This is a genomic window from Micromonospora sp. NPDC004540 (assembly GCF_040610095.1).
Lineage (GTDB): Bacteria > Actinomycetota > Actinomycetes > Mycobacteriales > Micromonosporaceae > Micromonospora.
The window spans coordinates 19,539-41,465 of sequence record NZ_JBEXLR010000042.1; the positions used below are offsets into that span (position 1 = coordinate 19,539).

Here is a 21,927-nt window from a genome sequence, read left to right on the forward strand (position 1 = left end):
GGTCAGTTGGCGATGAGCAGGTGGAACGGCCGGTCCGCGTACCCGCCGCCGGAGCTGCGCGTCTGGACGAAGACCGCGTTCGGGATCAGGTAGCGGGGCGCCACCGACACCTCGCCCGCGGGCGGCACGTTCGCCGCGTCGTTGGTGCCGATCGTGGCGTGCAGACCCTTGAGGTGGACGGCGTAGTCGAGCGTCACCTGGTACTGGCCGGCGTACTGGCCCGGCACCGAGGGAGAGAACTTCTTGGCGCTCACGACGTTCGCGGAGTGCTGGAGCAGGGTTCCGTTGCTGCTGATCACCGCCCACGCGACGAGCCCGGGCGTCGGCGCGGCGAGGGTGGCGTTCAGCGCAGCCTTCGCCGCCCGGCTCTCGGCCGCGCTCACCGCGGGCTGGTGGCCGGGCTGCCGGGCACCGGGCTGGCCGGCCTCGGCCGGGGCCTTCGCCGCCGGGTGGGCGGCGGCCGCGATACCCCCGCCGGCCAGGGTGAGGGACAGCGCGGCGAGGGCCACCACCGTCGCCTTGCGCTTGAGGAATGTGGCCATGACAGATCTCCCTTTTCTGACCGTGGTGACACGGCCGACCCGCGTGCGGTGCGGGACGGCTGGATTCGACACGCCAGCCAGGTGCGGAAAATTGCGGGCCATCGGGGGACCCCACGTCGTCAGCGCACCGTGAATGTCGAGCTGCACCTGGCTCTGAACTGGGCTTACTACGGAGAGTCGCGACTCCTCGACCACGTGCAACCTAACACCGGAAAAAGCGGAGGGTCAATATTTCGCATTACGGCGCGCCATTGGAAATACGCTTTCGACAATTGTGAGAGGTGAGGGTCCGCCCATTCACGAAACGCCCGCGTGGGCACCGCCCCGGGCGGCCGGCCGGTAGCGTGACGGCCGTGATCACGACGAGTGGGCCGGCACCGACCGGCACCCGGGTCCGCCGGTTCGCCACGATCGCCTGCTGGCTGGCGGTCGCACCCGTGGCCGCCTGGGCGGTGCTCCGGCTGGCCGGGCTGGAACGGGGGCCGCTGGTGCAGGCGGTCGCCTTCACGCCGTACGTCGCCGCCGCCGCGCCGGCCACGGTGGCGCTGGCGCTCGCCCTCCGGCGCCGCGCGCCCGCGGTGGTCGCGGCGCTTGCCGCCCTGGCGCTGCTCGGCGCGGTGGCGCCGCGCGTCGTCCGCGACGACCGGCCCACGGTCCACGGACCCGTGCTCCGGCTGCTCACCGCCAACCTGCGCAAGGGCGGCGCCGACCCGGCCCGGGTGGTGGAGCTGGTCCGCACGCACCGGGTCGACGTGCTGACCGTGCAGGAGTTCACCCCGCAGATCGCCGCCGAGCTGGACCGGCTCGGGCTGGCCACCCTGCTGCCCTACCGGATGCTCAACCCTGAGGTCGGCACCACCGGCTCCGGCCTGTACGCGCGCCACCCGCTCAGCGGGACCGGCTACCGGCGCAACCAGGGCTCCCTCTTCAGCCAGGCGTACGGGACGGTGGCCGTGCCGGGCGCGCCCCCGCTGCGGGTCGAGTCGACGCATCCGGCCGCCCCGGCCGTGGTCGGGTGGGTGCCGAACTGGTGGACCGACCTGCGGGCCCAGCCGCCGGCCACCCCGCGGGGCGGATTGAGCATCCTGGCCGGTGACTTCAACGCCACCCTCGACCACGCGCCGCTGCGCGACCTCATCGACACCGGCTACGTCGACGCCGCCGCCGCGGCCGGCGCCGGGCTCTCCGGCACCTGGGGCCCGTACGACGGCGACCCGATCCCGCCGGTCACCATCGACCACGTGCTGGTCGACCGGCGCATCGCGGTGGACGCGGTCAGCGTGTACGTCGTGCCCGGCAGCGACCACCGCGCCGTGCTGGCCGAGCTGCGACTGCCCGCCGGGTGAGCCGGCTCAGACCCGGGCCCGGTCCAGGCCGTAGGTGAGAGCGTCGACCAGGGCGTGCCAGCTCGCCTCGACCACGTTGGGGTGGACGCCGACCGTGGTCCAGTCGCGGCCGGCCCCGGCTGTCTCCACGAGCACCCGGGTCACCGCGCCGGTGCCGTGGCTGCCCTCCAGGATGCGGACCTTGTAGTCGGCCAGCTCGAACTCGCGCAGCTCCGGGTAGTGCCGCGCGAGTGCCACCCGCAGCGCCTCGTCCAGGGCGTTGACCGGGCCGTTCCCCTCGGCGGTGGCGATGACGCGCTCGCCGCGTACCCGGATCTTGACGGTGGCCTCGGAGACCACGGCGCCGTCCTCGCGGTGCTCGACCAGCACCCGGTAGGACTCCAGCGCGAACGGCCGGGCCGGCGCGGCGTCCGGCAGCTCGGAGCGGACCAGCAGCTCGAACGAGGCGTCGGCGGCCTCGAACGACCAGCCGCCGGCCTCCAGTTCCTTGACCCGGCTGGTGACCTTGGACAGGGCGTCCGGATGGCCGGCCAGGTCCAGGCCCAGCTCGCGGCTCTTGAGCTCGACGCTGGCCCGGCCGGCCATCTCGGTCACCAGGATCCGCATGTCGTTGCCCACCACCGAGGGATCCACGTGGTTGTAGAGCAACGGGTCGACCTTGATCGCGCTCGCATGCAGCCCCGCCTTGTGGGCGAAGGCGGCGGCCCCGACATAGGCCTGGTGGGTGTCGGGGGCGATGTTGGCGATCTCGGCGATGGCGTGCGAGACCCGCACCATCTGTTCCAGGCAGCCCTCCGGTAGGACGGGCATGCCGAGCTTGAGCTGGAGGTTGGCCACGATCGCGAAGAGATCGGCGTTGCCCGGGCGCTCGCCGTAGCCGTTGGCGGTGCCCTGGACGTGCCGGACGCCGGCCTCGACCGCGGCGATCGTGTTGGCCACCGCGCAGGCGGTGTCGTTCTGGGCGTGCATGCCGAGCAGCTCCGGGGTGATCCCGGTGCGCGCGGTGAGGTCGGTGATGGCGGCGGTGACCTGGGAGGGCAGCATCCCGCCGTTGGTGTCGCAGAGGACGAACCGCTCGGCCCCGGCGGCGAGCGCGGTCTCCGCCACCGCGGCGGTGTAGGCCGGGTCGTACCGGTAGCCGTCGTAGAAGTGCTCCCCGTCGACGAAGACCCGCCGCCCCTGCGCCACCAGGTGCGCGACCGTGTCCCGGATCATCGCCAGGTTCTCCTCGGCGGTGGTGCGCAGCGCCCGCTCCACGTGCCGCAGGTCCGCCTTGGCGACCAGCGCCACGGCCGGGGTCCCCGCGTCGAGCAACCCGCGCACCTGCGGGTCGTCCTCGACCGCGACGCCGGCCTTGCGGGTGGCCCCGAAGGCGACCAGGATCGCGTGCCGCAGCTCCAGCTCGGTGCGGGCCCGACGGAAGAACTCGGTGTCCTTCGGCACGGCGCCCGGCCAGCCGCCCTCGATGAAGCCGACCCCGAGATCGTCGAGCAGGCGGGCCACCGCCAGCTTGTCGACCACCGAGTAGGTGAGCCCCTCGCGCTGGGCGCCGTCGCGCAGCGTCGTGTCGTACACCTGGAAGGTCATGGGAGTCCTCTTCTCGAACCTGCGGGGAGCAACAAAAAGACCCCCCGCGGATGCGGGAGGTCTGCGCGCTCGGCGAGGGGGAAGGCCGGCGCGCTAGCTGCCAATAATCAGGACGGAGCTGGTCACGGTCCGTACTCTGCCACCCCGCTCCGGGTTTTGGGAGGAGAAACCCACATCGCGGGACGGGCCGGTGATCGACTTAACAAGGCGGGCCGCCCGGAGTCAGGCGGGAACCGGGTTGGGGAAACATCTGGAACAGATCCAGTTACCGGCCCGGCGTCGTTGCCGGGCCGCCGTCAAGGAGGACCCGTGCTCACTGTCGGTGACCACTTCCCCGAGTACGAACTCACCGCCTGCGTCTCGCTCGACGCCGACAAGGCGTTCGAGACGATCAACCACAAGACCTACGAGGGCAAGTGGCGCGTCGTCTTCTTCTGGCCGAAGGACTTCACCTTCATCTGCCCCACGGAGATCGCCGAGTTCGGCCGCCTCAACGGCGAGTTCGCCGACCGGGACGCCCAGGTCCTCGGCGTCTCCGTGGACAACGAGTTCGTCCACTACGCCTGGCGCAAGGACCACCCGGACCTGCGCGAGCTGCCCTTCCCGATGCTCAGCGACATCAAGCGTGAGCTGACCGCCGACTGCGGCGTGCTCGGCGCGGACGGCGTCGCCCAGCGGGCCACCTTCATCGTCGACCCGGACAACGAGATCCAGTTCGCCATGGTGACCGCGGGCTCGGTCGGCCGGAACGTCTCCGAGGTGCTGCGGGTGCTCGACGCCCTGCAGACCGACGAGCTCTGCCCGTGCAACTGGAACAAGGGCGGCGCCACGCTGGACGCCAACGCGCTGCTCGCCGCCGGGGCCTGAGCATGGGTCTGGACGCGGTCAAGGCGGCCCTGCCCGAGTACGCGAGGGACATCAAGCTCAACCTCGGCTCCACCATCACCACCTCGACGCTGAAGCCGGAGCAGGCCTGGGGCACCGCCCTGGCCTGCGCGGTGGCGGCCCGCAACCCGGTGGTGCTGCGCGAGATCGCCGCCGAGGCGGCCGGTCACCTCACGCCCGAGGCCGTCGAGGCGGCCAAGGGCGCGGCCACCATCATGGCCATGAACAACGTCTACTACCGGGCCAAGCACCTCATCGGCGACGAGCAGTACGCCTCGCTGCCGGCCCGGCTGCGGATGCAGATCATCGCCCGGCCCGGGGTGGAGAAGGTCGACTTCGAGCTCTGGTGCCTCGCCGTCTCGGCGATCACCGGCTGCGGCGTCTGCCTGGAGTCGCACGAGAAGACCCTGCGCGCCGCCGGGTTCAGCCGCGACCAGGTGCACGAGGGGCTACGCATCGCGTCCGTGGTGCACGCCGCCGCGGTGGCCCTCGACGCGGAGGCCGCACTGGCCTGAGCCGGTCAGGTGTATCGATCTTCGCATCCGGGTAGGAAGGGATCCGACAGGCACATCCCCCAAAAGTCGAGAAAGGGAGTGTTGACGCCATGGAGCGGCTCGACCCTCGAACGACCCACGGGACGCCGGACCCGCTGACCCAGGGTGGTCAGGGCGCCTTCGCGGGCGGCGCGCCCGCCGGGCGTTTCGATCCGTGGAGCTACCGGGACGACGCCGGGGTGACCGGCATCGACCTGGTCGGCTACAAGGTGGAGGCGAGTGACGGCGGTATCGGCAAGGTGGACCGGGCCAGCCACGAGGTGAACTCCAGCTTCCTCGTGGTGGACACCGGGCCCTGGATCTTCGGCAAGAAGGTCATGCTGCCGGCCGGCACCGTCAACCACGTCGACCACGACGAGCGGAAGGTCTACGTCGACCGGAGCAAGGACCAGATCAAGGCCGCGCCCGAGTTCGACGAGACCACCGACACGGATCCGGCGTACCGGGACAAGCTCGGCGGTTACTACGACGACACCTACTCGTCGATTCCGCCGGGCACGGCCCGGTAATCGGAGACACCTGTAACCAGCGGCCGGCGGGGCACATCGTGGCCCCGCCGGCCGTTACCGTGTCAGGGGTGGACGCCCTGGAGACCCCCTTCCCCACGCTGTTCAACTTCCGCGACGTAGGCGGCTACCGCAGCCAGGACGGGCGCACCGTCCGGCACCGCCGGCTCTACCGTTCCGATTCGCTGCACCGCATCGAGGAGACCGACCAGGCCGCGTTCACCGCGCTCGGCATCCGCACCGTCATCGACCTGCGCCGCCCCACCGAGGTGGCGCGGGACGGCCGGGTGCCCGCCTACGACGGTCTCACCTACCGGCACATCCACCCCGAGCACGAGGACTGGGCCGAGCGGCGTTACGAGCCCGGCAGCGACCTGGCCCGCTACCTCGCCGACCGCTACGCCGACCTGGCCCGCACCGGCACCGCCGGGCTGGCCGAGGCGGTCGGCCTCATCGCCGACAGCGCCAACGCGCCGGTGGTGGTGCACTGCGTCGCCGGGAAGGACCGCACCGGCATCGTCTGCGGCCTCGCCCTCGCCGTGCTCGGCGTGCCCGACGAGGACATCGCCGCCGACTACGCGCTCAGCACCGCCGCGTCCGAGCGGTTCAGCGCCTGGGTCCGGGCCACCGTGCCGGACGCCGAGGAGCCACCGCCGCCGTTCCTCGCCTCCCCCGCCGAGGCGATGATGCTGTTCCTCACCGAGCTGCGCGAGGGCTACGGCTCGCCCGAGGGCTACCTCCGCCACGCCGGCGTGACCGACGCGCAGATCGGCGCCCTCCGGACCCACCTGCTCGACTGACCCCGGCAGGAAACGCGCACGGCCGGCGCCGTCGAAACGGAGCCGGCCGTGCGGACGAGCGGGTGGACGGTCAGAGGACGCGGGAGACCCAGCCGTGCCGGTCCTCGGCGCGGCCGCGCTGGATGTCGACCAGCTTCTGCCGCAGCGCCATGGTGGAGCGGCCCGGCTCGCCGCCGCCGATCAGGAACTCGCCGTCCGGGAAGCGCACCCCACCGATCGGCGTGATGACGGCGGCGGTGCCGCAGGCGAACACCTCGCGCAGCCGCCCGCTGGCCGCGTCGGCCTGCCAGTCGGCGAAGCTGACCGGCCGCTCCTCGACCCGGTGCCCCGACTCGGCGGCCAGGGTGAGGATCGCGTCGCGGGTGATGCCCGGCAGGATGGTGCCGGTCAGCGGCGGGGTGACCAGCGTGCCGTCGTCGTAGACGAAGAAGACGTTCATGCCGCCCAGCTCGTCGACGAAACGCCGCTCCACCGCGTCGAGGAAGACCACCTGGTCGCAGCCGGCCTCGATGGCCTCGGCCTGCGCGGCCAGCGAGGCCGCGTAGTTGCCGCCGCACTTGGCCGCGCCGGTGCCGCCGGGGGCCGCCCGGGTGTAGTCCGGCGAGACCCAGACCGTCACGGGCTTGACCCCACCGGCGAAGTACGCCCCGGCCGGCGAGGCGATCACGCAGTAGAGGTATTCGTTGGCCGGGCGGACGCCGAGGAAGACCTCGCTGGCGAACATGAACGGGCGCAGGTAGAGGCTGGCGTCCTCGTGCTCGGGAATCCAGTCCTGGTCGATCTCGACCAGCCGGCGCAGCGACTCGACGAATGTCTCCGCCGACAGCTCCGGCATCGCCAGCCGGTGCGCGGAGGCGGCGAAGCGGGCGGCGTTGGCCTCCGGGCGGAACATGGTCACCGACCCGTCGCCGGTCCGGTACGCCTTCAGCCCCTCGAAGATCTCCTGCGCGTAGTGCAGGACCGCGGCGGCCGGGTCCATCGGGATCGGCGCGCGCGCCTCCACCCGGGCGTCGTACCAGCCCTTGCCCTCGGCGTAGCGGATGGTCACCATGTGGTCGGTGAACACCCGACCGAAGCCCGGGTTCGCCAGCAGGGCGGCCCGGTCGGCGGCGGATACCGGCGCGGGATTCGGACGGATCTCGAAATCGAGCTTGTCACCACCGCTCATCGCGCTGACCTCCCTGCGGGTCCACGGCATGCGGGATCGCACGCCGACGTCACTGGTGCCAGAAACTTACCCCGAACGGTCGTTCAGCGGATAGCTCCGCCCCGGCACATCGCGCGCCGGACGGGCGGCCCGGCCGGGACCGGAACTCAAGCGGGCCCGGGTACGGGTCTGGCGGCCCGATCCCGGGCCGAGGTGACGGCCCGGTCAGGCTACGGCGTACCCGGCGAGCCGGTCGCCGACCTCCTCGGTGCGCAGCGGCGCGCCGGACGTACGGCCGGCCAGCTCGGTGCCGACCGCGGCGGTGACCCGCGCGGCGGCGTCGGCGTGGCCGAGCTGGTCGAGCAGGAGCGCGGCGGAGAGCACCGCGGCCACCGGGTCGGCGACGCCCCGGCCGGCGATGTCCGGCGCGGAGCCGTGCACCGGCTCGAACATCGACGGGTAGCGCCCCTCGGGGTTGATGCAGCCGCTGGCCGCCAGCCCGATGCCACCGGTCACCGCGGCGGCGATGTCGGTGAGGATGTCGCCGAAGAGGTTGTCGGTGACCACCACGTCGTACCGCGACGGGTTGGTCACGAGGAACATGGCGGCGGCGTCGACGTGCTGGTATTCGGTGGTCACGTCGGGGTGCTCGGCGGCGACGTCCGCGAAGGCGCGCGCCCAGAGCGAGCCGGCGTGGGTGAGCACGTTGGTCTTGTGCACGAGTGTGACCTTGCGCCGCTCCCGGCGACGGGCCCGGGCGAACGCGTCGCGGATCACCCGTTCGACGCCGTGCCGGGTGTTCAGGCTCTCCTCGGTGGCGACCTCGGCCGGGGTGTCCCGGTGCAGCGAGCCGCCGGCGCCCGCGTAGAGGCCCTCGGTGCCCTCGCGGACCACCACCAGGTCGACCTCGCCGGGCTTGACGGCGGCCAGCGGGCCGGCGACGCCGGGCCAGAGTCGGGAGGGGCGGAGGTTGACGTACTGGTCGAAGGCGAAGCGGAGCTTGAGCAGCAGGCCCCGCTCCAGCACGCCTGGGGGCACGGTGGGGTCGCCGACCGCGCCGAGCAGGATGGCGTCGTGCCCGGCCAACTCGTCGAGGACCGAGTCGGGCAGCACCTCGCCGGTGCGGTGGTAGCGGGCCGCGCCCAGGTCGTATTCCGTGGCCTCGACCCCGGGGAGCACCGCGTCGATGACCTTGCGGGCCTGCCCGACCACCTCGGGTCCGATGCCGTCCCCGGCCACCACCGCGATGCGTGCCACCTGGCGCTCCTCACCTCGTCGTTCCGCGCAACCGTACGTCGCCGTCCCGGCTCCCGGTACGCGTCTTCCAGCATTCGGGATACTCGGATGCACAGGAGTCTCCCAGGTGGCATTCATGGTGCGGTCATGTCAGCTGCCTAGGGTCAGTGGGGACAGGGTCGACGGGGGCCCGTGACCGGCTTTCGCCGCGACGCTGCGGCGTGGTCAGCGAGGGAGCAGTGTCATGCGGATCGAGGAGCAGCGGCGGGCCCGCTGGACGGACGAGCAGCCCCGCACCCGGTGGATCGACCAGTCCGCCTTCCGCCAGCGCCGCCCCGACCTGCGCCTCGGCACCCGCAGCCACCGGCTGGAGCGGGCCGGTGGCACCGCCGGAGGCCGGATCAGCGTCCGGCACACCGTGCGCACCTCCACCGCGGAATACTCCCTGCTGCTCAACGCGCCCGAGTGGCTGGGCCGCCGGGGCGTCGGGGAGGCGCTCCGGGACGCCGTCGCCGAGCTGCGCGCCATCGACCTCACCTACGGGCCGAATCAGCCGGACAGCCTGGTGTCGAAGCTGCGCCGGGGTGAGATCGGCCCCGAGTCGTACCCGCCGCTCGCGGACCTGGTGGACCGCTGCGCCGCGATGCGGGCGGCGACCGACGGGTGGTTCGACGCCTGGGCCGTGCCGGGCGGCTTCGACCCGGGCGGCCTGCTCGGCGGCTGGGCGGTGGAGCGGGCCGCGGCCCGGCTGCGCGCCGCGGGCGTGCACGACTACGCCGTGCTCGCCGGCGCCGACCTGACCGTGCGGGGCCACGCCGCGCACGGCGGCCCGTGGCGGGTCGCGGTGCACCACCCGACCGACGGGCACCGGGCGCCGCTGGTGCTGGAGATGACCGCCGGCGCGGTAGGCACCTCCGGGGTGAGCGGGCGGCGGGGGCACGTGGTGGACCCGCACACCGGCGAGCCGGCCGACCAGATGGTCGCCGCCACGGTGATGGGCCCGGATCTCGCGGTGGCCGACGCCTACGCCACCGCCCTGTTCGCCGCCGGCCCGGCCGGCCTGGCCTGGTTCCGCAACGGCTCGGACTACCGGGCGCTCTTCGCCCACCGCCGGCGCTGACCGTGGAGGGCCGCCCCGCCTTCGCATCCGCGACATGAACCGCGATCGGCCCCCACGGTCTCGGCAACGACCGTGAGGGCCGGTCAGCGACGAGTGCGCGTGGCTCGCGCAATCGAGGGGTGCGGGCCGGTGGGCCGGACGGCCGACCGCGCCACCCGAAGACGGGCCGGGGTATCGACTCAGCCAGTGACCGCACGGGTACGCTAGCGAATCGACGTAACTCGACGCAAGAGCCTCCACAGCGGACCGTCGGGCGCCCTGTCGGTTATCGGCGAGTCAACCTGCGGCGGGGCAGGGGTGACGGCGCGGACCGGGGATGGCACGCTGTCCGCCGTGAGTTTCGATCTGAGCGTGTGGGCCCTGCCGGCCGGGGCCACGCCCGACGAGGTGCGGGCGGCGGTGCAGCGGTGCAGCGAGGGGCGGCACGGCGAGCGGTACCCCGACCCGCGGGTGGTCGCCTTCTACCGGGCCATCACGGCCAGCTATCCCGACCGTCCGGCGGGACCGGGCACGCCCTGGGAGGTCACCCCGCTGCACGCGGCCGGCGACCACTTGGAGATGAACCTCTTCCCCACCTGCGCCGACGAGGTGCTGCTGGACATCGAGCGGCTGGCCGGCGAGCACGACCTGATGCTCTTCGACGCCCAGGACGGCTCGGTCTACCCGCCACCGGCCCGCGTCACGCCCTGACCCCCGGATACGACGAGGGGCCCGGCCGTCCGGCCGGGCCCCCGATGTGTCGTGGGCGGACTACTCGTCGCGCAGGTCCGCCGCGCTGGCCGCGACCGCACCGATCGAGTCGGCCGCCGAGGTGAGCAGGTCCGCGCCGAGCGCCTGGTCGACGGTGAGCGTCATCAGCGTCTCGCCGCCGGCCTCGCGGCGGGCCACCTGCATGGCGGCGATGTTCACGCCGGCCTCGCCGAGCAGCGTGCCGACGGTGCCGACCACGCCCGGCCGGTCCACGTAGCGCAGGAAGACCAGGATGCCCTCGGCGCCGATCTCGACGTCGAAACCGTCCACCTCGGTCAGCTTGAGCACGTCGCGGGTGCCGGTGTGGGTCACCGTGCCGGAGACGCTGACCGTCCGGCCGTCCGGCAGCGCGCCGCGGACGGTCACCAGGTTGGCGTGGTCGACCGTCTCGGCCTGCGTGGCGAGGGTGACCTCGACGCCCCGCTCGGCGGCCAGGTGCGGCGCGTTGACGTAGGTGACCTGCTCCTCCACCACCGAGCTGAACAGTCCCTTCGTGGCGGCGAGCTTGAGCACCGACACGTCGTTGGTGACGATCTCGCCGCGCACCTCGACGGTGACGCTGGCGGCCACCCCGCCGGCGACGGCCGTGAAGGCCCGGCCCAGCTTCTCGGCCAGCGGCAGCAGCGGCCGGACGTCCTCGGCGACCACGCCGCCGGCCTGCACGTTCACCGCGTCCGGCACGAACTCGCCCTGGAGCGCCAGCTTGACGCTCTTCGCCACGGCCAGACCGGCCTTGTCCTGCGCCTCGGCGGTGGAGGCGCCCAGGTGCGGGGTGGCCACCACGTTGTCGAACGCGAACAGCGGCGAGGAGGTGCAGGGCTCCTTGGCGTAGACGTCGACGCCGGCGCCGGCGACCCGGCCCTCGGCGATCGCGTTCGCGAGCGCCTGCTCGTCGACGAGGCCACCGCGGGCGGCGTTGACGATCCGGACGCCCGGCTTGACGATCGCCAGCTCCTTCTCGCCGATCAGGCCCACCGTCTCCGGGGTCTTGGGCAGGTGGATCGAGATGAAGTCGCTCTCCCGGAGCAGCTCCTCCAGGCCGACCAGCCGGACGCCGAGCTGCGCGGCGCGGGCCGGCTGGATGTAGGGGTCGTACGCGATCAGGCGGGTGCCGAAGGCGGCGATGCGCTGCGCGAAGAGCACGCCGATGCGACCGAGGCCGACCACGCCCACGGTCTTGCCCTGGATCTCCACGCCGGTGTACTTCGACCGCTTCCACTCCCCGGCCTTCAGCGCGGCGCTGGCGCTGGCCGTGTTGCGGGCCACGGCGAGCAGCAGCGCCACCGCCTGCTCTGCGGCGGAGACGATGTTGGAGGTGGGCGCGTTGACGACCATGACGCCCCGCGCCGTGGCGGCCGGCACCTCGACGTTGTCCAGCCCGACGCCGGCCCGGGCGACCACCTTCAGCCGCGGGGCCGCCGCGATCGCCTCGGCGTCGATCTGGGTGGCGCTGCGTACGATCACCGCGTCGGCCTCGGAGAGCGCGGAGAGCAGGGCCGGGCGGTCGGTGCCGTCCACGTGGCGCACGTCGAAGTCGTGCGCGAGCACCTCGATGGCGGCGGGAGCGAGTTCTTCGGCGATCAGTACGACAGGATTCATCGGTCCTCGTAGACGCTCGGTTTCTTGGTCGGCCTGGGGCGTCGGGACGCCGCGCTGCGCCCTGCGCCGATCCGTGCCGTGGCCGTCGGGTGCCGGCTGGAGCAGCACCTCACCAAGGATGGTAGGGGTCGGCCCGCCCTCCGGGTCGCGGACCGCGGGGTGAGCGCCCTCACACAGGCTCGTCGCACGTCCGTCATCCCCCGTTCACCCGGGACCGGCTGGCGTGCCCCCGGTACAACGGGAGCCAGCAGCCGCGCGGGAGGGAGCCACCGATGTCGCTCGTGGTCCGGATCGCACTGCTCCGTCCGCTGGCCCGGCGGCGCCCGCTGCGCTGGGGGCCGTGGCTGGCCGAGGCGTTGGTCACCCGGTCCCAACTGGTGAGCGGACTGCCCGGCGGGACGGCCCGCCGCTCCGCCTCCGGCGAGGAGGCGGTGGCGCTGTGCCGCCGACTCGCCGCGGACCGCCCGGACCGGCACCGGGTGGACCTGGCCCGGGCACTGGTGGCCCGGGTCGGTGTCCCCGACGCGCAGGCAATGGCCGAGGCGGTCGACCAGCTCCGGGAGGCCATCGGGTACGTCGAGGACGCGCCCGACCGGGCGGCCCTGGTGGTGCTCGCCGCCGCCCGGGGAGGGCTGGCCGGTCACCTGTCCGCCCGTGGTGACTTCCGCGAGGCGCTGACGCTGGCGCTGCGCGCCCGGGCCACCTGGGACGCCGCCGCCCCACTGGACGAGTGGGAGCGGATGCGGCGGGCCAGGACGCTGCTGGTGATCGGCGACTGCCAGGCAGCGCTGGGCCGGCCCGAGCCGGCGCTCGCCGTGCGGCAGGAGGCGTGGGACGCGTTCCGGGCGCTCTCCCGCTACCAGCGGCTGCGGTGGCACTCGATGGGAGCGATCGCGGCGGCTGACCTCGCCGGCAGCCTGGCCGCAACCGGCCGCGCCCGGGACGCGCTCGCTCTGCTCGACGTCTCCCGGGAGGGCCGGGAGTGGCTGCGAATCGTCCAGCCGGCGCACGGGCGCGCGCTGACCGCGCAGGCGCTGCTGGTCGAGGCGGAGTGCCGGGCGGAGCTGGGCGAGCCGGACGCGGCTCTGCGGGCCGCCGGGGAGGCGGTCGACCGACGGCGGGAGCAGCTCCCCGCCCGACGTGGCGAGCTGGCCGCGGCGCTCCGCGTGCACGGGCAGTTGCTGCTGCGGTGCGGGCAGCGCGAGGCGGGCGTCGACCGGCTCGCCGAGGCGGTCGAGGTGGCCCGGGATGCCAACGACATCGAGCTTGCCGCCGGCCTGGTCCGGCTCGCCGCCGCGCGGATCGTGGACCGGCGGTGGGACGCGGTCGGGCCGCTCCTGGACGAGGCGCTCACCGTCTGCCGGCGGTGGGCCGAGCACCTGCCGGAGGTGTTCCGGCCGCTGCTGGTCGAGGCGCTGAACCTGGTCCTGTCGATGACCGCGTTCGACGCGCCGGCCGCGGACGCGCACCCGGAGGGCCCGCCGCGCGACCGGATCGCCGGGCTGGACGGGGTGACCGCCGGGCGGGAGGCGGTGGAGCTGGCCCGCAAGCTGGCCACGGCCGACCCGCGGCACCGCGCGCTGCTGGAGCGGTCCCTGCGCAACCTGGCCCGCGCCCTGCTGGCGCTGGGCCGCGCCGACGAGGCGGAGCACGCCGCCGCCGAGGCGGAGACCCTGTCCGCGGCCCGGGAGTGACGGCGGCCCGCCGCCCGACGCCGGGGAGAGCGTCGGGCCGCGGGCCGCGTCGGAGCTGCCTGAGGCGGGCTCAGGCGGTTTCGGTGATGGGCCGGTCGACCCAGCTCATCATGGCGCGCAGCTTCTGCCCGGTCTCCTCGATCGGGTGCGCCGCGCCCTCGGCCCGCCACTTGGCGAAGTTCGGCCGGCCGGCCTCGTCCTCGGCCACCCACTCGCGGGCGAACTCGCCGGACTGGATCTCGCCGAGGATCTTGCGCATCTCCTCCTTGACCCGGGAGTCGATGACCCGGGGACCGCGGGAGAGGTCGCCGTACTCGGCGGTGTCCGAGATGCTGTAGCGCATCCGGGCGATGCCGCCCTCGTACATGAGGTCGACGATGAGCTTCAGCTCGTGCAGGCACTCGAAGTAGGCCACCTCGGGGGCGTAGCCGGCCTCGGTGAGCACCTCGAAGCCGGTCTGCACCAGCGCCGCCGCGCCGCCGCAGAGCACCGCCTGCTCGCCGAAGAGGTCGGTCTCGGTCTCCTCGGTGAAGGTGGTCCGGATGGCGCCGGCCCGGGTGCCGCCGATCGCCTTGGCGTAGGCCAGGGCCAGGCCGAAGGCGTTGCCGCTGGCGTCCTGCTCGACGGCGACCAGGCAGGGCACGCCCTTGCCGTCGACGTACTGGCGGCGGACCAGGTGGCCGGGGCCCTTCGGGGCGACCATCGCCACGTCCACGTCGGCCGGGGGCTTGATGAGGCCGTACCGGATGTTGAAGCCGTGGCCGAAGAAGAGCGCCTTGCCGGGGGCCAGGTTGGGGGCGATCGCCTCGGCGTAGAGGCCGCGCTGGGCGGTGTCCGGCGCCAGGATCATGATCACGTCGGCCTCGGCCGCCGCCTCGGCCGGCGTGAGCACGCGCAGGCCCTGCTCCTCGGCCTTCGGCCGGCTCTTCGAACCGGCGGGCAGGCCGATCACCACGTCGACGCCGGAGTCGCGCAGCGACAGCGCGTGGGCGTGGCCCTGGCTGCCGTAGCCGATCACGGCGACCTTGCGGCCCTGGATCAGGCCCAGGTCGGCGTCGTCGTCGTAGAACACCTCAACGCTCATTGACTTCCCTTTCGTACGGCGGTGCCCGTCGGCCCGTCGAAATCTGGTGGGGTGCGAATCAGGCGGCGCGCAGCGCCGGGCCGGCGGTGATGGAGCGGGAGCCACGCCCGATGGCCACCGTGCCGGACTGGACCATCTCCTTGATGCCAAACGGCTCGAGGTCACGCAGCAGCGCGTCAAGCTTGTCCGGGGTGCCGGTGGCCTCGATGGTCAGCGTGTCCGGCGCGACGTCGACCACCCGGGCGCGGAACAGGGCGACCGTCTCCAGCACCTGGCCCCGGGCGTTGCGGTCCGCGCGGACCTTGACCAGCAGCAGCTCCCGGGCCACCGAGACCTGCGGGTCCAGCTCGACGATCTTGAGTACGTTGACCAGCTTGTTGAGCTGCTTGGTCACCTGCTCCAGCGGCGACGACTCGGCGTTGACCACGATGGTGATGCGGGAGACGTCGGGGTTCTCGGTCTCCCCCACGGCGAGGCTGTCGATGTTGAACCCGCGCCGGGAGAACAACCCGGACACCCGGGCCAGGACACCCGGCTTGTTCTCCACCAGCACGGACAAGGTGTGCATCGTCATCAGAGCTCGTCCTCGTCGAAGGCGGGGCGGACGCCCCGGGCGAACATGATCTCGTCGTTGCTGGTGCCGGCGGCGACCATCGGCCACACCATGGCGTCCTTGCCGACCACGAAGTCGATGACCACCGGGGCGTCGGTGATCGCCATGGCCGCCTCGATGGTCTTGTCCAGGTCGGCGGCGTTCTCGCAGCGCAGGCCGACGCAGCCGAGCGCCTCGGCGAGCTTGATGAAGTCGGGGATGCGGTGCTTGTGGGTGCCCAGCTCGGTGTTGGAGTAGCGCTCCCCGTAGAAGAGGGTCTGCCACTGCCGGACCATGCCCAGGTTGCCGTTGTTGATCACGGCGACCTTGATCGGGATGCCCTCCAGGGCGCAGGTGGCCAGCTCCTGGTTGGTCATCTGGAAGCAGCCGTCGCCGTCCACCGCCCAGACCGTGGTGTCCGGCTTGCCGACCTTGGCGCCCATCGCCGCCGGGACGGCGTAGCCCATGGTGCCGAGGCCGCCGGAGTTGAGCCAGGTGTACGGCTTCTCGTACGAGATGAACTGGCTGGCCCACATCTGGTGCTGGCCGACGCCCGCCACGTAGATGGTGTCCGGGCCGGCGATCTCGCCCAGCCGCTTGATCACGTATTGCGGGGAGAGCGTGCCGTCGGCCGGCTCCTCGTAGCCCAGCGGGTAGCGCCCACGCAGGTCGTCGAGCTGGTTCCACCAGTCGGCGAGGTCGGCGGCCGGCCGGGCCGCCTGCTCGGTGGTGACGGCCGCGATCAGCTCGTCGATGACGTGCCGGGCGTCGCCCACGATCGGGACGTCGGCGTGCCGGTTCTTGCCGATCTCGGCCGGGTCGATGTCGGCGTGCACCACGGTGGCGTCCGGCGCGAACGAGTCCAGCTTGCCGGTGACCCGGTCGTCGAAGCGGGCGCCCAGCGCCACGATCAGGTCGGACTTCTGGAGGCCGTAGACCGCGGCGACGGTGCCGTGCATGCCGGGCATGCCGAGGTGCTGCCGGTGCGAGTCGGGGAACGCCCCGAGCGCCATCAGGGTGGTGACCACCGGGATGCCGGTCAGCTCGGCCAGCCGGCGCAGCCCCTCGGTGGCGCCGGCCTTGAGCACGCCGCCGCCGACGTAGAGCACCGGGCGGCGGGCGCTGGTCATCAGCCGGGCCGCCTCGCGGATCTGCTTGCCGTGCGGGTGCAGGGTGGGCCGGTAGCCGGGCAGGTCCAGGGTGGGCGGCCAGGTGAAGGTGGTCGGCGCCTGGAGGACGTCCTTGGGGATGTCGACCAGGACCGGGCCGGGCCGGCCGGTCGAGGCGAGGTGGAACGCCTCGGCGAGCACCTGCGGGATCTCCTCGGCCGTCTGCACCAGGAAGTTGTGCTTGGTGATCGGCAGGGTGATGCCCTGGATGTCCGCCTCCTGGAAGGCGTCCGTGCCGATCGACGGGCGGGCGACCTGGCCGGTGATGGCCACCATCGGCACCGAGTCCATGTAGGCGTCGGCGATGGGCGTCACCAGGTTGGTCGCGCCCGGGCCGGAGGTGGCCATGCAGACGCCGACCTTGCCGGTGGCCTGGGCGTAGCCCGTGGCGGCGTGCCCGGCGCCCTGCTCGTGCCGGACCAGGATGTGCCGGACGGTCGAGTCGTAGAGCGGGTCGTACGCCGGCAGGATCGCGCCGCCCGGGATGCCGAAGACGACGTCGACGCCGAGCGCCTCGAGCGACCGCACCAGCGACCCGGCGCCGGAGACCTGCGCAGAAGCCGGCTGCCGTACGGCCGGGGCGGCCTGGGGGGCGCCGGTGCGGGGGGCGGGGGCGTGGTCGGCGTCAACCGCCGGCTCGGTGGCCGGGCGGGCTCGCCGGACGGAGTGGGCGAGGGTCTCTGGCGTGGGTTTCGTCATGGCGGTTCATGCCTTCGGCTGGAGTGGGTGATGCGCTTCTCAGGATGGGACGCGGGCGTCCCGGCGATGGTCCGACGGCAACAAAAAAGCCCACGTGCAGATGCACGGGGCCAGCGCACTCTCGGTGGGGAGAGTGCGCTCAGGTAAGTACTCGCAGCGACCGGTTCGACGACATGCGGCTAAGCCTGACGCATCTCACGCGCTGAGTCAACTGATCCCACATTCTGGTTCACGGACGTGGGCGTGTCGGCTCCGGAGACGCCCTCCGCAGCCGGCGCGACCTGCGAAGATCCCTCGTTCGAGGTGCGCGGCGCGGGTATCTGGGCGGGCGGATTCGACCGGAGCCGGGGCAGCAGTGGCGACGGCCCGGTCCGCACCGGCGGGACCGGCGGGGCGGGCGGCACCGAGGTCGGGCGGTTGCCCGGCGAGGTGGCCGCCTCCAACATCGCCTCCAGGTGCTCGGCGGGCACCCCCCAGCCGAAGGCCGCGCCCTGCCCGAAGCGGCAGCCGGCGGCCACCACGGCGGCCAGCTCGGTGGGAGTGGTGACGCCCTCGGCGATCACCTCCAGGCCGAGCTGGTGCCCGAGGCGCATGACGATGTCGACCATCGGGGCGAACGCCGGGCCGTCCCGACCGATCGGCCGGACCGGCTCGTGCTCGGCGACCAGGCTGTGGTCGATCTTGAGGATGTCGATCGGGAGCCGGCGGAGCTGCCCCAGCGAGGAGTAGCCGGCGCCGAAGTCGTCCAGCGCGATCCGCACCCCGGTGAGGCGCAGCGCGGTGAGCCGCCGGATCAGCTCGTCCAGGTCGGTGGCGACGGCGTGCTCGGTGACCTCCAGCACCAGCCGCTGCGGCGGCACGTGGTGGGCGCGCAGCGCGTCGGCGACCTGCACCACGTATTCCGGGGCGTGCAGCTCCCGGGGCGAGACGTTCACCGACACCCAGACGTCGTGGCCGTCGGCCAGCCAGCGGGAGAGTTGGTAGCAGGCCTGGTGCAGCACCCAGGCGCCGAGCTTGGAGATCATCCCGCACTCCTCGGCGAGCGGGATGAACTCGTCCGGCCGGACGTTGCCCAGCTCCGGGTGGTGCCAGCGGAGCAGCGCCTCGGCGCCGACCGGGCGGACCGAGGGCAGCGAGGCCACCGGCTGGAAGGCCAGCCGCAGCTCGTCGCGCTCGATCGCGCCGCGCAGCTCGTGCTCCAGCGTGGTGCGGCGGCGCAGCAGCTGGTCGTAGGTGGCGTCGTAGCGCTCGATCCGGTTCTTGCCGCGCTGCTTGGCGTAGCGCAGGGCCAGGTCGGCGTTGCGCAGCAGCAGCTCGACGTCGGTCTCCCCGCAGGTGCCGGCCACCCCGATGCTGACCGAGAGGAAGACCGGCCCGTCGGCCTCGTCGTAGGGGCGGCCGAGCACCCCGAGCAGCCGCTCGGCGACCGGCCCGGGCTCGGTCGTGCCGTGCATGAGCACCGCGAACTCGTCGCCACCGAACCGGGCGGCCAGGTCGCCCGGGCGCAGGTTGCCGCGCAGCCGGCGGCCCACCTCGGCCAGCACCGCGTCGCCGACGTCGTGCCCGCGCATGTCGTTGACGTTCTTGAAGCCGTCCAGGTCCAGCCCGAGCAGCACGCAGGGGACGCCGGCCTCGGCGCAGCGGTGCAGCGCGCGCAGCAGGCCGCGCCGGTTGGCCAGGCCGGTGAGCGGGTCGGTGTGCGCCAGCTCGCGGAAGTGCGCCTCCCGCTCGACCAGCCGGCCGGCGTAGGCGCGGACGTCGTTGAGGGCCAGGTACTGCCGGGCCACCAGGGCGAAGCCCTCGACGCTGCCCGCCGCGATGCCGAACACGTCGAACCGACCGCCCTGCAGCAGGTGGTACATGGCGGAGGCGGCCATCGCGAACATCGGGACGAAGGCGTACTCGCCGTCGCGGCGGATCAGGTCGACGTCGACCTGCGGCAGGTCGTCCCGGTGCGCGGCCAGCGCGGTGGCCAGCAGGCCGACGGCGATCACCGCGGCGCCGGCGAAGGCCAGGCCCGCACCGGCCTGGCAGAGCCCGGCCGCCAGGCCCAGGCCGCCGCAGGTCACCCCGGTGGCGCCGGCGCCGAGCAGGACCAGCCGGCCGCGCGGCGGGGCCGCCCGCAACACCATGATCAGGGTCAGCCCGGCGGTGAGCGCCGCGCTCACCGTGGCCAGCAGGATGGGTACGCAGAGGGCCGGGGTAGCGTCGCCGAGCAGCCGGGTCGGTGGGCTGAACACCGCCCAGCCGACGAACCAGAGCGCGCCCGCCATGATCAGGCCGTCGAGCAGCAGCCGGGCGGTGGCCGCCCGGGCGGCGGCGGTGCCGGGCAGCCGGAGGAGGGTGACGCCGAGGCCGAGCCCGGCGAGCGTGGTGCCGACCGAGACGAGGGTGGCCCAGCCGGTCCGCTGCCCCTGCCGGTGCGCCCAGTGGTCGCCGGCCGCCAGCGTGCCGGCCAGCCCGAGGAGCAGGCTGAGCAGGGCGACCCCGGCGGCGGCCGCGAGCAGCACGTGGGCCCGCCGGTGCGGCCCGCCCCGGCGGCGCGCCGACGCGGCGAGCAGGGCGGCGGCGCCGGCCGCGGCGAGCCCGCTCAGCACCGCGACGGTGACCATGCCCGGGGACGACTGCACGACCTCAACTGTGCCGGATCGGCGCCTCCCGTGGGGCACCGGGTGTGCAACTGTTGGGACACGGCGCGCGTGCGCGGGGGCCGTGTCGCCGGCGGTGTCAGACTGGTATGCATGCCTGAGCTGCGGTCGAGGACCTCCACCCACGGTCGGACGATGGCCGGCGCCCGGGCCCTGTGGCGGGCCACCGGGATGACCGACGACGACTTCGGCAAGCCGATCGTCGCCATCGCCAACAGTTTCACCCAGTTCGTCCCCGGTCACGTACACCTCAAGGACCTCGGCGGCCTGGTCGCCGACGCGGTGGCCGAGGCCGGCGGGGTGGGCCGGGAGTTCAACACCATCGCGGTGGACGACGGCATCGCCATGGGCCACGGCGGCATGCTCTACTCGCTGCCCAGCCGCGAGCTGATCGCCGACGCGGTCGAATACATGGTCAACGCGCACTGCGCGGACGCCCTCGTCTGCATCTCCAACTGCGACAAGATCACCCCGGGCATGCTGCTGGCCGCGCTGCGGCTCAACATCCCGACCGTCTTCGTCTCCGGCGGCCCCATGGAGGCCGGCAAGACGGTGGCGATCGAGGGCGTCGTCCACTCCAAGATCGACCTGATCGACGCCATGATTGCCTCCTCGAACGAGGCGGTCACCGAGGACCAGCTCGGCGAGATCGAGCGCTCCGCCTGCCCGACCTGCGGCTCCTGCTCCGGCATGTTCACCGCCAACTCGATGAACTGCCTCACCGAGGCCATCGGCCTGGCGCTGCCCGGCAACGGCTCGACGCTGGCCACCCACGCCGCCCGCCGGTCGCTCTTCGTCGAGGCCGGCCGCACCGCCGTGGAGATCGCCAAGCGCTGGTACGACGCCGACGACGCCTCCGTGCTGCCCCGGTCGATCGCCAACCGGGCCGCCTTCGAGAACGCGGTCGCGCTCGACGTGGCCATGGGCGGCTCGACCAACACCGTGCTGCACCTGCTCGCCGCCGCCCGCGAGGCGGAGCTGGACTTCGGGGTGGCCGACATCGACGCCATCTCCCGCCGGGTGCCCTGCCTGGCCAAGGTCGCGCCGAACTCGCCGCAGTACCACATGGAGGACGTGCACCGGGCCGGCGGCATCCCGGCCATCCTCGGCGAGCTGGACCGCGCCGGCCTGCTCCACCGGGACGTGCACGCGGTGCACTCGCCGAGCCTGGAGCGGTGGCTGGCCGACTGGGACGTGCGCGGCGGCGCCGCCACCCCGGCCGCGGTCGAGCTGTTCCACGCCGCCCCCGGCGGGGTGCGCACCACCGAGCCGTTCTCCACCACCAACCGCTGGTCGTCGCTGGACACCGACGCGGCCGGCGGCTGCATCCGGGACCGGGAGCACGCGTACAGCGCGGACGGTGGGCTGGCCATCCTGCACGGCAACCTGGCGCCGGACGGCTGCGTGGTGAAGACCGCCGGGGTGCCCGAGGAGTGCCTGACCTTCCGCGGGCCGGCCAAGGTCTACGAGTCGCAGGACGACGCGGTGTCGGCGATCCTGGCCAAGCAGGTCGTCGCCGGGGACGTGGTGGTGATCCGCTACGAGGGCCCGAAGGGCGGCCCCGGCATGCAGGAGATGCTCTACCCCACCTCGTTCCTCAAGGGCCGCGGGCTGGGCCGCTCCTGCGCGCTGCTCACCGACGGCCGGTTCTCCGGCGGCACCTCGGGCCTGTCCATCGGGCACGTCTCCCCCGAGGCGGCCTCGGGCGGGCTGATCGCGCTGGTGCGGGAGGGCGACGAGATCGTCATCGACATCCCGGCCCGGTCGATCCGGCTCGACGTGCCCGACGACGTGCTCCAGGCGCGCCGGGTGGCCGAGGAGAAGCGGGACCGCCCGTACACCCCGGCCGACCGGGTCCGGCCGGTGTCCGCGGCGCTCCGCGCGTACGCCTCGATGGCCACCTCGGCCAGCGACGGCGCGTACCGGCGGGTGCCGGAGTAGCCGCCCCCACGGGTCGCCACGTCGCCGG

General features: G+C 73.4%; 18 protein-coding genes. 9 read left to right on the plus strand and 9 right to left on the minus strand.

The window, feature by feature from the left end:
- Nucleotides 1–2: 2 nt before the first annotated feature.
- A complete protein-coding gene (locus ABZV78_RS16255; protein ID WP_355639254.1) occupies nucleotides 3–542 on the minus strand; it encodes a hypothetical protein in 540 nt (179 codons plus the stop codon).
- Between the two features lie 410 nt (nucleotides 543–952).
- On the opposite strand from ABZV78_RS16255, the gene ABZV78_RS16260 reads away from it, so the two are divergent.
- Nucleotides 953–1,888 carry an endonuclease/exonuclease/phosphatase family protein gene (locus tag ABZV78_RS16260; RefSeq protein ID WP_355639293.1) on the plus strand — a complete coding sequence of 312 codons (936 nt, stop codon included), beginning with the start codon at nucleotides 953–955 and terminating at the stop codon, nucleotides 1,886–1,888.
- 6 nt (nucleotides 1,889–1,894) lie between these two features.
- Here ABZV78_RS16260 and cimA read toward each other — a convergent pair whose 3' ends face one another.
- Nucleotides 1,895–3,475, minus strand: coding sequence for a citramalate synthase (gene cimA, locus ABZV78_RS16265; protein ID WP_355639256.1), 1,581 nt, complete (start codon nucleotides 3,473–3,475; stop codon nucleotides 1,895–1,897).
- A gap of 309 nt (nucleotides 3,476–3,784) precedes the next feature.
- Between cimA and ABZV78_RS16270 the strand changes: the two genes are divergently transcribed.
- The 4 genes from ABZV78_RS16270 to ABZV78_RS16285 all read left to right on the plus strand — a co-directional run bounded on the left by ABZV78_RS16270 (nucleotide 3,785) and on the right by ABZV78_RS16285 (nucleotide 6,220).
- Nucleotides 3,785–4,342 (plus strand): peroxiredoxin, encoded by a 558-nt coding sequence (locus ABZV78_RS16270; protein ID WP_355639258.1) that lies wholly within the window; start codon nucleotides 3,785–3,787, stop codon nucleotides 4,340–4,342.
- 2 nt (nucleotides 4,343–4,344) lie between these two features.
- A complete protein-coding gene (locus ABZV78_RS16275; RefSeq protein WP_355639260.1) occupies nucleotides 4,345–4,875 on the plus strand; it encodes a carboxymuconolactone decarboxylase family protein in 531 nt (176 codons plus the stop codon).
- Between the two features lie 89 nt (nucleotides 4,876–4,964).
- Complete coding sequence (locus ABZV78_RS16280) at nucleotides 4,965–5,423, plus strand: PRC-barrel domain-containing protein (RefSeq protein WP_355639262.1); 459 nt, start codon at nucleotides 4,965–4,967, stop codon at nucleotides 5,421–5,423.
- 59 nt (nucleotides 5,424–5,482) lie between these two features.
- Complete coding sequence (locus tag ABZV78_RS16285) at nucleotides 5,483–6,220, plus strand: tyrosine-protein phosphatase (protein ID WP_355639263.1); 738 nt, start codon at nucleotides 5,483–5,485, stop codon at nucleotides 6,218–6,220.
- Between the two features lie 70 nt (nucleotides 6,221–6,290).
- Here ABZV78_RS16285 and ABZV78_RS16290 read toward each other — a convergent pair whose 3' ends face one another.
- Nucleotides 6,291–7,388, minus strand: coding sequence for a branched-chain amino acid aminotransferase (locus tag ABZV78_RS16290; protein WP_355639265.1), 1,098 nt, complete (start codon nucleotides 7,386–7,388; stop codon nucleotides 6,291–6,293).
- 204 nt (nucleotides 7,389–7,592) lie between these two features.
- Nucleotides 7,593–8,624, minus strand: a complete 1,032-nt coding sequence (locus tag ABZV78_RS16295) for a 3-isopropylmalate dehydrogenase (protein ID WP_355639267.1) — start codon at nucleotides 8,622–8,624, stop codon at nucleotides 7,593–7,595.
- 223 nt (nucleotides 8,625–8,847) lie between these two features.
- Between ABZV78_RS16295 and ABZV78_RS16300 the strand changes: the two genes are divergently transcribed.
- Together ABZV78_RS16300 and ABZV78_RS16305 are read left to right on the plus strand one after the other, a co-directional pair.
- The gene (locus ABZV78_RS16300; RefSeq protein WP_355639269.1) at nucleotides 8,848–9,723 is read left to right on the plus strand and encodes an FAD:protein FMN transferase; all 876 of its coding nucleotides are present in this window, start codon (nucleotides 8,848–8,850) and stop codon (nucleotides 9,721–9,723) included.
- A 333-nt stretch (nucleotides 9,724–10,056) separates the two neighbouring features.
- Nucleotides 10,057–10,413, plus strand: coding sequence for a hypothetical protein (locus ABZV78_RS16305; protein ID WP_355639271.1), 357 nt, complete (start codon nucleotides 10,057–10,059; stop codon nucleotides 10,411–10,413).
- 60 nt (nucleotides 10,414–10,473) lie between these two features.
- On the opposite strand, the gene serA is transcribed toward ABZV78_RS16305, so the two are convergent.
- On the minus strand, nucleotides 10,474–12,072 hold the full coding sequence (serA, locus tag ABZV78_RS16310; protein WP_355639273.1) for a phosphoglycerate dehydrogenase: 1,599 nt from the start codon (nucleotides 12,070–12,072) through the stop codon (nucleotides 10,474–10,476).
- A 272-nt stretch (nucleotides 12,073–12,344) separates the two neighbouring features.
- Between serA and ABZV78_RS16315 the strand changes: the two genes are divergently transcribed.
- Nucleotides 12,345–13,766: a hypothetical protein gene (locus ABZV78_RS16315; RefSeq protein WP_355639275.1), complete on the plus strand. Its 1,422-nt coding sequence runs from the start codon at nucleotides 12,345–12,347 to the stop codon at nucleotides 13,764–13,766.
- Nucleotides 13,767–13,836: 70 nt separating this feature from the next.
- On the opposite strand, the gene ilvC is transcribed toward ABZV78_RS16315, so the two are convergent.
- The 4 genes from ilvC to ABZV78_RS16335 form a co-directional block, all read right to left on the minus strand.
- The gene (ilvC, locus tag ABZV78_RS16320) at nucleotides 13,837–14,850 is read right to left on the minus strand and encodes a ketol-acid reductoisomerase (RefSeq protein WP_212837621.1); all 1,014 of its coding nucleotides are present in this window, start codon (nucleotides 14,848–14,850) and stop codon (nucleotides 13,837–13,839) included.
- Between the two features lie 58 nt (nucleotides 14,851–14,908).
- The gene (gene ilvN / locus ABZV78_RS16325) at nucleotides 14,909–15,424 is read right to left on the minus strand and encodes an acetolactate synthase small subunit (RefSeq protein WP_046563652.1); all 516 of its coding nucleotides are present in this window, start codon (nucleotides 15,422–15,424) and stop codon (nucleotides 14,909–14,911) included.
- Complete coding sequence (locus ABZV78_RS16330; RefSeq protein ID WP_355639277.1) at nucleotides 15,424–17,310, minus strand: acetolactate synthase large subunit; 1,887 nt, start codon at nucleotides 17,308–17,310, stop codon at nucleotides 15,424–15,426. The genes ilvN and ABZV78_RS16330 overlap by 1 nt, the downstream gene beginning before the upstream one ends.
- A gap of 179 nt (nucleotides 17,311–17,489) precedes the next feature.
- Nucleotides 17,490–19,940 carry a bifunctional diguanylate cyclase/phosphodiesterase gene (locus tag ABZV78_RS16335; protein ID WP_355639279.1) on the minus strand — a complete coding sequence of 817 codons (2,451 nt, stop codon included), beginning with the start codon at nucleotides 19,938–19,940 and terminating at the stop codon, nucleotides 17,490–17,492.
- A gap of 111 nt (nucleotides 19,941–20,051) precedes the next feature.
- Here ABZV78_RS16335 and ilvD point away from each other — a divergent pair, with 111 nt between their 5' ends.
- The gene (gene ilvD, locus ABZV78_RS16340; protein ID WP_355639281.1) at nucleotides 20,052–21,899 is read left to right on the plus strand and encodes a dihydroxy-acid dehydratase; all 1,848 of its coding nucleotides are present in this window, start codon (nucleotides 20,052–20,054) and stop codon (nucleotides 21,897–21,899) included.
- Nucleotides 21,900–21,927: the final 28 nt, after the last annotated feature.

What these genes read in the sequence shown, in the direction of transcription:
- ABZV78_RS16255 (WP_355639254.1), bottom strand. Translation starts at nt 542, where the DNA reads ATGGCCACATTCCTCAAGCGCAAGGCGACGGTGGTGGCCCTCGCCGCG.
- cimA (WP_355639256.1), bottom strand. Translation starts at nt 3,475, where the DNA reads ATGACCTTCCAGGTGTACGACACGACGCTGCGCGACGGCGCCCAGCGC.
- ABZV78_RS16275 (WP_355639260.1), top strand. Translation starts at nt 4,345, where the DNA reads ATGGGTCTGGACGCGGTCAAGGCGGCCCTGCCCGAGTACGCGAGGGAC.
- ABZV78_RS16280 (WP_355639262.1), top strand. Translation starts at nt 4,965, where the DNA reads ATGGAGCGGCTCGACCCTCGAACGACCCACGGGACGCCGGACCCGCTG.
- ABZV78_RS16290 (WP_355639265.1), bottom strand. Translation starts at nt 7,388, where the DNA reads ATGAGCGGTGGTGACAAGCTCGATTTCGAGATCCGTCCGAATCCCGCG.
- ABZV78_RS16300 (WP_355639269.1), top strand. Translation starts at nt 8,848, where the DNA reads ATGCGGATCGAGGAGCAGCGGCGGGCCCGCTGGACGGACGAGCAGCCC.
- serA (WP_355639273.1), bottom strand. Translation starts at nt 12,072, where the DNA reads ATGAATCCTGTCGTACTGATCGCCGAAGAACTCGCTCCCGCCGCCATC.
- ABZV78_RS16315 (WP_355639275.1), top strand. Translation starts at nt 12,345, where the DNA reads ATGTCGCTCGTGGTCCGGATCGCACTGCTCCGTCCGCTGGCCCGGCGG.
- ilvC (WP_212837621.1), bottom strand. Translation starts at nt 14,850, where the DNA reads ATGAGCGTTGAGGTGTTCTACGACGACGACGCCGACCTGGGCCTGATC.
- ilvN (WP_046563652.1), bottom strand. Translation starts at nt 15,424, where the DNA reads ATGACGATGCACACCTTGTCCGTGCTGGTGGAGAACAAGCCGGGTGTC.
- ABZV78_RS16330 (WP_355639277.1), bottom strand. Translation starts at nt 17,310, where the DNA reads ATGACGAAACCCACGCCAGAGACCCTCGCCCACTCCGTCCGGCGAGCC.
- ilvD (WP_355639281.1), top strand. Translation starts at nt 20,052, where the DNA reads ATGCCTGAGCTGCGGTCGAGGACCTCCACCCACGGTCGGACGATGGCC.